The sequence below is a fragment of the Streptomyces sp. NPDC003379 genome, assembly GCF_053589195.1.
Genome location: NZ_JBSFRK010000106.1, coordinates 1 through 7,258, shown reverse-complemented (window position 1 = coordinate 7,258; position 7,258 = coordinate 1). Strand labels below are relative to the sequence as shown.

The 7,258-nt window shown below is 69.6% G+C and carries 5 protein-coding genes and 3 pseudogenes; 2 read left to right on the top strand and 6 right to left on the bottom strand.

The window, feature by feature from the left end; translation table 11 throughout:
- The 4 genes and pseudogenes from ACWDVB_RS40000 to ACWDVB_RS39985 form a co-directional block, all read right to left on the bottom strand.
- Window positions 1-181 (bottom strand): annotated as a pseudogene (locus ACWDVB_RS40000) (IS3 family transposase); the annotation flags it as partial.
- Window positions 182-272: 91 nt separating this feature from the next.
- Window positions 273-722 (bottom strand): annotated as a pseudogene (locus ACWDVB_RS39995) (IS3 family transposase); the annotation flags it as partial.
- Complete coding sequence (locus ACWDVB_RS39990) at window positions 719-1,024, bottom strand: transposase (protein WP_451517842.1); 306 nt, start codon at window positions 1,022-1,024, stop codon at window positions 719-721. The pseudogene ACWDVB_RS39995 and the gene ACWDVB_RS39990, both read right to left, overlap by 4 nt.
- A 142-nt stretch (window positions 1,025-1,166) precedes the next feature.
- Entirely contained in the window at window positions 1,167-2,072 is a 906-nt protein-coding gene (locus ACWDVB_RS39985) for a LysR substrate-binding domain-containing protein (protein WP_451517843.1), read from the bottom strand.
- Window positions 2,073-2,221: 149 nt separating this feature from the next.
- Here ACWDVB_RS39985 and ACWDVB_RS39980 point away from each other — a divergent pair, with 149 nt between their 5' ends.
- Together ACWDVB_RS39980 and ACWDVB_RS39975 are read left to right on the top strand one after the other, a co-directional pair.
- A complete protein-coding gene (locus ACWDVB_RS39980; protein ID WP_451517844.1) occupies window positions 2,222-3,004 on the top strand; it encodes an alpha/beta fold hydrolase in 783 nt (260 codons plus the stop codon).
- 30 nt (window positions 3,005-3,034) lie between these two features.
- A pseudogene (locus ACWDVB_RS39975) lies at window positions 3,035-3,319 on the top strand (alpha/beta fold hydrolase); the annotation flags it as partial.
- A gap of 502 nt (window positions 3,320-3,821) precedes the next feature.
- Here ACWDVB_RS39975 and ACWDVB_RS39970 read toward each other — a convergent pair.
- Together ACWDVB_RS39970 and ACWDVB_RS39965 are read right to left on the bottom strand one after the other, a co-directional pair.
- Window positions 3,822-6,140, bottom strand: coding sequence for an ATP-binding cassette domain-containing protein (locus ACWDVB_RS39970; protein ID WP_451517845.1), 2,319 nt, complete (start codon window positions 6,138-6,140; stop codon window positions 3,822-3,824).
- Window positions 6,137-6,973 carry an IS5 family transposase gene (locus ACWDVB_RS39965; RefSeq protein ID WP_451517846.1) on the bottom strand — a complete coding sequence of 279 codons (837 nt, stop codon included), beginning with the start codon at window positions 6,971-6,973 and terminating at the stop codon, window positions 6,137-6,139. The genes ACWDVB_RS39970 and ACWDVB_RS39965 overlap by 4 nt, the downstream gene beginning before the upstream one ends.
- Window positions 6,974-7,258: the final 285 nt, after the last annotated feature.

The following is a 7,258-nucleotide window of genomic DNA, read 5'->3' as shown; positions in this document are numbered from 1 at the left end:
CCTTGAGCAGGGCCCAGAAACTCTCCGCAGCCGCGTTGTCGAAGCATGATCCGGTGCGTCCACAGCTGCTGCGCAGCCCCAACCCTCGTATTCGGTACCGGAATTGGGTCGAGGTGTACTCGCTGCCGCGGTCGCTGTGGATCACGCAGCCGGGCTCCAGGTTCCCTCGGCCGTAGGCCATGTCGAGGGCGTCCACGACGAGTTCTGCGCGGTGGTGATCGGCCATGGCAATAACCGATGACCTCGCGGGTGGCCAGGTCCAGCCAGCAGGCGAGGTAGAGCCAGCCTTCGGCAGTGGGCAAGTAGGTGATGTCCCCGACCAGCTTGATCCCGGGCCGCTCGGCATGGAAGTCCCGGCCGATCAGGTCAGGGGCCGGCTTCGCCTTCTTGTCGGGCCGGGTCAGCGAGCGGTGCTTGCGCCGGGTGACGCCTTGGATGTCGCGCTCGCGCATGACGCGGGCGATGCGCTTGCGGTTGACCCGGCGTCCCAGACGCCGCAGTTCGGCGTGGATGCGCGGGACGCCGTAGGTGCGGCGGGATGCGAGGTGCAGCACCGTGATCTCGTGCGCGAGCGCGTCGTCGGCGGCCTGCCGGGCATGGCGGGCGGCCTCGCCCTCGCGCCACGCGTAGTAGGAGGAGCGAGCGACGTGCAGCACCCGGCACAGCAAAACGATCGGGTAGTTCGCCTTCTCCGCGTGGATCAACCAGCACAAATCGCTCACCGGTCGTTCTCCTTCACGAAGAAGGCAGTCGCTTTTTTTAGGATCTCGATCGTCTGCTGCTGCTCGCGGTTCTCCCGCCGCAGCCGCTTGAGCTCCTCGCGCTCGGCCCTGCTCAATTCGCCGGGAGCGCCCTCGCCCCGCTCGGCCTTCCCCTTCGCCTTGCGGTACCAGCCACGCAGGGACTCGGAGCTGATGCCGAGTTCTCGGGCGACCGCCGTCACCGTTTTGCCCGAGGAGTCGACGAGCGTGATCGCATCCCGCTTGAACTCGTCGGTGTACCGCTTCGTGTACTTGTTTCCCACCTGGTGCTACTTCCTCTGGAACCTCAGGTCCCAGTCTCCAGGTGTCCACGATCAAGGGGAAGGTTCAGTCCGGCCGCTTCACCGTCCAGTGGACGTGGCGCACCTCATGCAAGGGTTGAGCCCCTTCGACCGCATCGTTTGCCTACGGGCGCCCCGGGTGGTCAGTCCGCTCCAGTTCGTTGCAGGCGTCCAGTAGTGCGGTCAGCCGGTGGGACGGGGGACCTGGGCGTACGGCCAGGCAGGTCCGGACGGCCGGGGCGGGTTCGGCGAAGGGCCGGAAGGTGACGCGGGGAGCCGGCTGGATCTGGGCTTGGGCCTCGTAGTAGACCGTCCAGCTCGGCCTGCCGGAGGCGATGGCGGCCAGGGTGTCCTGGTCGGTGGTGAAGGCGGGGCCCATGATGGGTTCGAATCCGGCTGTCCGGCAGGCGCCGACGACGATATCGGCCAGGTGCGGGTTGGCTTCCCGGGGTGCGAGGCGCAGGGCCAGGTCGGCCAGGTCGGCGAGAGCGACTTCCTGTTGTGCTGCCAGGGGGTGCCGCGCGGGCAGGGCCGCCACCAGGACGTCGCGCCACAGGGGGAGGAGCTCCAGGTCTGGGCTGTGCTCGACGCCCCGGATGAAGGCGGCGTCCAGTTCTCCTTCGCGGACCTGCTGGAGCCGGGTCGCCGGGGGCGCGCTGACCAGTTCGACCATGAGCTGGGGAGCCCGTTCGGCCAGTGCCGTCAACAAGGCGTCCAGGCGGGTGCCCAGCCCGACGTTGGTGCCGAGGCGCAGGGTCGATTCCTGTTCGGGGCGCAGAACGGCCATCGCCTCGGTCGCCGCGCGCTCGGCCTGCAGGATGGCGCGGGCATGCGGCAGGAAGGCCCGGCCCGCCGCGGTCAGGGTCACAGTGCGGGTGGTGCGGTCGAACAGGTCCAGCCCGAACTCGCGCTCCAGCCGGCGGACCTGCTGGCTGACGGTCGGCTGCACGATGTGCAGCCGCTCGGCGGCGCGTCCAAAGTGCAGTTCCTCGGCCACGCCCACGAAGTAACGCACCTGACGCAGTTCCACGGGCACCTCGCATTCATCACGGTTCTTGATCAGTCTAGGAGCGGATCTCTCCTTGGTCGTCACCGGCCGCTCCGCTGGAATTGCCTACGTCAGCGCAGCTCGGCGAGAGCGGCCCCGCGAGGCGGGACCGCTGAAGGAAGGACGAGAAGATGACAAAGGACGAGAAGATGACCTACGCGACCGTCAACAGCACCCGGCTCTACTACGAGGACCACGGCGCCGGCCGCCCCCTGGTGTTCCTGCACGGCTGGGGCACCAGCGGCCGGGTGTGGGACGCCCAGGCCGCCGACCTGATGGCCGACCACCGCGTGATCACCGTCGACTGGCGGGGCTGCGGCCGCTCCGACCGGCCCGTCACCGGCTACACCATCGCCGAGGTCACCCACGACATCCTGGAGTTCCTCGACGCTCTGGCACTGGACAAGCCAGTGCTGATCGGGTCCTCGATCGCAGGGGCGTTCACCATCGAGGCCGCCCTGGCCGCTCCGGACAAGATCGGCGCCATCGTTCCCGTCGACGCCGGCGTCCACCATTTCTCGGGGATGCGGAACGCGGTGGACAAGCTGCTGGCTGACCTGCGCGCCGACCGAGCGGGCACGCTCGCCGACTTCGTCCCGCAGTGGTACCGCCCCGGCGCCAGTGCCGCGATGATCGACTGGACGGTCCAGCAGCTCCTGGATTCGGCCTTCCTCATCGACCAACTCGTCCTCGAGCAGGCCAACTACGATCCGCGCGGCCGCCTGGGCCGGGTGCGCGTGCCCACCACGTTCCTGCACGGCGAACTGGACACCGAGGTCCCGCTCGGCATTCCCCGTGAGTGCGCGAGCCTGATCCCCGACGCCCGGCTCACGGTCATCAAAGGCGCTGGCCACATGTCGCAGCAGGACCAGGCCGAGCGTTTCAACCAGGCGCTTCGCGAAGCCCTGCGCTAGACAGCCCGGCACGCCGCCCTCGACCGCTTCCACCTCGTGGGACACGCGCTCGGCGCCGTCGTCGCCACAGCTGCCGCTGGTCTCCACCCCGACCTGGTCCACTCCTTGACGGCCCATGCCGGATGGGTCAAGCCCCACCCACAGATGGTGTTCCAGTTCGAACTGTGGCAACAGCTGGTGCTCACCGACTCCGCCGCCATGGCACGGGTGCTCCTGCCTACCGCCAGCGGCAAAGACACCCTGCGCGCCTGGGACCGGACCGGTTTCACGCAGGCGGCAGTCGCCTTCACCGACCTGAGAACCCGGCTTTCCTGACCGCCAAAGTCACCGAACACCTCGACCAGGTCAGATGGCCTCGTACCCGCAACGGCACACCACCACAGCCAAGACCACGACAGCGCCATCAGCGCCGACCTCACCTCGTGGACCGGACGGTCACCGGCCAACCGCCGCTCTGCGACGCCCATCGGATCGCCGTCGCAGCCAGCCGACACGGCTGAGCGAAGATCTCGCGTAATGCCGGATCGAAGTCCGACAGCAGCAGACGGGCCAGCTCCAGACGGCTCTCCCGTATCACGTGCTCGCCCGTCGTCGCCGAGACATAGCTGCCCGAGTAGCGCCTTCCCGTGCACCGACCGGACCCGCCGTCACGGCGGCCGACGCCAAGAAGTCCACCGCCCGCAGCTGACCACAAGCGACTTGCCGTAGGGACTCGTTCGAGAGATCAACATCAACAGCTACGGACCGCGACCATTGCGCATCGGGCACCGGCATTGCGCATCAGATCGCGGACCCTACATCAACCTAGCCGGACTTCTCACCGGTCCTGGGAGAGTTTGTACAGCTCAGCGAAGATTCCGCCCGCGTCCAGGAGCGCCTCGAACGTGTCGGACTCGGCAACGCGCCCCTGGTCGAGGACGATGATGCGGTCCGCGATGCGGGCGTTCTCCAAGTTGTGGGTGACGAACACGGCGGCCTTGCCTGCGGCGAGCTCCTTGAAGCGGCGGATCACCAGGTGCTCGGCGCGCGGGTCCATCGCGGACGTCGGCTCATCCAGCATCAGCATCGCGGCGTCCCTGTAGAACGCCCTGGCGACCGCGATTCTCTGCCACTGCCCGCCGGACAGGTCGGTGCCGCCCCAGTTCGAGCTCGCGACCAGGGTGTCGAGACCGTACGGGACCTTCGCGATGACGCTGTCCGCGCCGGCCGCCTTCGCGGCGTCCAGGAGCAGGGCGTCGCCTTCGGTGCGGGGCTGGCCGAGGTGGATGTTGGCGCGCAGGTCCATCGGCCAGCGGGTGTAGTCCTGTGGCACCAGTCCGACCCGCGCCCACACGCTGTGCGGGTCCGCCTCGGCGAGGTCGGTGCCGTCCCAGGTCACCGTGCCGCCGCCGTTCGCCACCCGCAGCCCGGTGAGCAGGGCGGACAGCGTGGTCTTCCCTGAGCCGTTCTCCCCGACCAGCGCGATCAGTTCGCCCCGGCGCAGGGTGAGGCTCACGCCGTTGACCGCCGGGGCGTCGGCGCCGGGGTAGGTGTACGTGACGTCGTTGGCCTCGATCACCGCGGGCGCCGCGGCGGGGATCTCTCTGGTGCCGCGTACGGCGCGCAGGGCCTTCGCGCGGCGCAGGAACGCCTGCCAGTCCTCTAGGTACAGCGACGTGCGGAACAGGCGGGCGGCGGCCATGACCAGGGAGGTCAGGGCGCCGGTGGAGGTGCGTACCGCGATGACGGCGGTCGCCGCGATGGCCAGGTCCATCCGCCCGGTGGCCGCCAGCCAGCCGAGCGCGACCCAGGTCGCGCCGAGTATCAGCCCGCTGACGGCCGCGCCGAGCAGGGTGACCCGCAGGACGCGGGGGGCCGCCGCGCGGTGGGTGGCCTTGATCCGGTCGGTGATCTGGCGGTACCAGGTCGTCAGGAAGGTCGCCATGGTGGTGGCGCGGACCTCGGCGGCGGTGCGGCGGTCGGTGGAGTAGTACCGCAGCAGGTAGCGCAGGTGGTTGTCCGAGATGTTCTGGTAGTCCGCGCGGTGCTGGATGCGCGCGGTAGTGATGGCGGCGGCCCCCTTGGGCACCACGGCAAGGACGAGCAGAGGCAGAAGCAGGGGGTGCAGGACCGTCAGAACCGAGGCCGCGGCGATGAGCTGGGCGAGCGCGGAGACCAGCGCCTGGGCGTCGCCGATCAGGTTCTCGGTCGCCTCGGCGCCCTTCCCGGCGGCCTGGAGCCGGTCGGTGAAGCCGGGCCGGTCGTACGCCTCCAGCTCCACCTCCGGCGTCGCGGCCAGGATCTGGAGATCGGCCTCGGTGGCGACCTCGGGCGACAACCTGGCGGAGGCGTACACGGCGAGTGCGTCGGCCCCGGCCCGCACCCCGGTGGCGACGGCGACCACGATCAGCGCGGGCGTGGCCGCGCTGACCCGGTCGGCGACCTGGCCGCCTGCGAAGAGGTGGTTCATCGCGCCGGGCAGCGCGCCGAGCGCGACGGCGGAGGAGACGGCGACGACCAGTTGGCAGACGCCGAGCCAGAGCATCGCGGGGCGGTCGGCGGCCCAGCCGAGCCTCACCGCGGCGGCGAGCGTACGGGGCAGCCGGGCGGCCATCGCCCACCAGGAGGCGTTGGCGATGTCCTCGAAGTGCGGGTCGCTCTGGTAGCCGACCTGCTGCGGGGAGCCGGTGGGTTTCGGGGCGGGTGAGGACGCGGTCACCCGCCCCATCCTGGTGCATACGCCGGGGCGCCCGGGGCCTTTTGAGTCGATGTCGCCTGCGTGGCGGACCCGGTGTCTACCGGTGAGCCGCTTCAGCTTGAGGCGGACGTTGTTGATGTTGTTGGATGCGACCTTCAGGTCCATGGCCTCGCAGACGGCCCGTGCTCGCATCGGGGCGTCCGCTGCGTCGAACAACGCCATGATCTGCTGGTAGGCCGGGTGGTCCGGCAGCGTCGCGGCCGGCGGTGCTGGTTCCGGCATCTCCAGCAGGCTCTTGCGGGTGATCCGGACCTCTTCGGCGGCCTTGTCGTACCCCTCCAGCAGGGCGGTCAGCTCCGCGATCTTCTCCCGGGCGACCTCGGCCTGTGCGGCGATCTCCTGTTCCCGTTCCTCCAGGCGGGCCAGCACCGCCCCCAGGGTCAGGTCCTGGCTGCTCACGCGCCGCGCCAGGTAGGTGTGGAGGTCGCGGTCAGCATCTTCGCCATCCGGTCGCTTATGGCCCAGTAGACCCTCGACTCCGCGGAAGCGGGACGGTGTTCGTAGTGACGCACCAGTCTCCGGTGCAGTATGAAGATCCCGTTCACCTGCTCCACCACCCACCGCTTGGGCTGCGGGACGAACCCGGTGTCTGCGGGGTTGCGCTTGACGACTTCGACGTCGATGCCCAGGTTCGCCCCGTGGTCGACGACGGCGTTCTTGAATCCCTGGTCCACCAGGGCCTTCTTCACGGTGCCCGGCTCGGTGCCGGCGGTTACCCGGTCCAGCAGTGCGATGCCGGCGGCGTTGTCGTGGACGGAGGCGGCCAGGACCACCACCGCGATGACCAGGCCCAGCACGTCGACGGCCAGTCCCCGCTTGATGCCCGGGACCTTCTTGTGGGCATCCAGCCCGGTGGTGTCGGCCGGGACTCCGGCCGCCGCGTGCAGGCTCTGGGTGTCCAGCACCACCAGGCTGGGGTCGGCTAATCGGCGCTTCTTCTCCCGCACCTGCCAGCGCAGCAGGTCGCGGATGGTCTGATCGGTGCCGTCGTCGCGCCAGGTGTAGAAGTAGTACTTCACCGCGCCGGGCGGCGGCAGATCATGCGGAAGGTAGCCCCACTGGCAGCCCGTGCGGGACTGGTACAGCAGGGCGTTGACGATCTCCCGCATGCCGTAGGCGCCCTGATGGCCGCTGACGGAGGGATGCCGGGCCTTCCACGCCGTGATCACAGGCTCGATCAACGCCCAGCGGTCGTCGGATAAGTCGCTCTTGTAGGACTCGCGGTCGCTCACGAGAGCACCCCAGCACAGCCAGCCACTCCGACCCACGTGAACGCTGCGGTCCCACACGTTCCAGTGACCGCAGAAGCGGCATCAACTCATATACCGCCCACTCACGACCGGACCGCGGAATGCTGCGTCCGCGGTGTTGCGGACCTGTTCCGCGACAGTGTGGGCTTCCTGGATGGGTGTCACCTTGTGCAGGGAGCGTTGGAGCGGGCGAAGGGCGGGGCCCCCGGGGGGGGGGGGCCCCCCCGCCGCAATGAGAGACGGGCACCACCCCGTGGGGAGGCCCCC

Coding starts and splice junctions, on each gene's coding strand:
- ACWDVB_RS39980 (WP_451517844.1), top strand. CDS start 2,222: ATGACAAAGGACGAGAAGATGACCTACGCGACCGTCAACAGCACCCGG.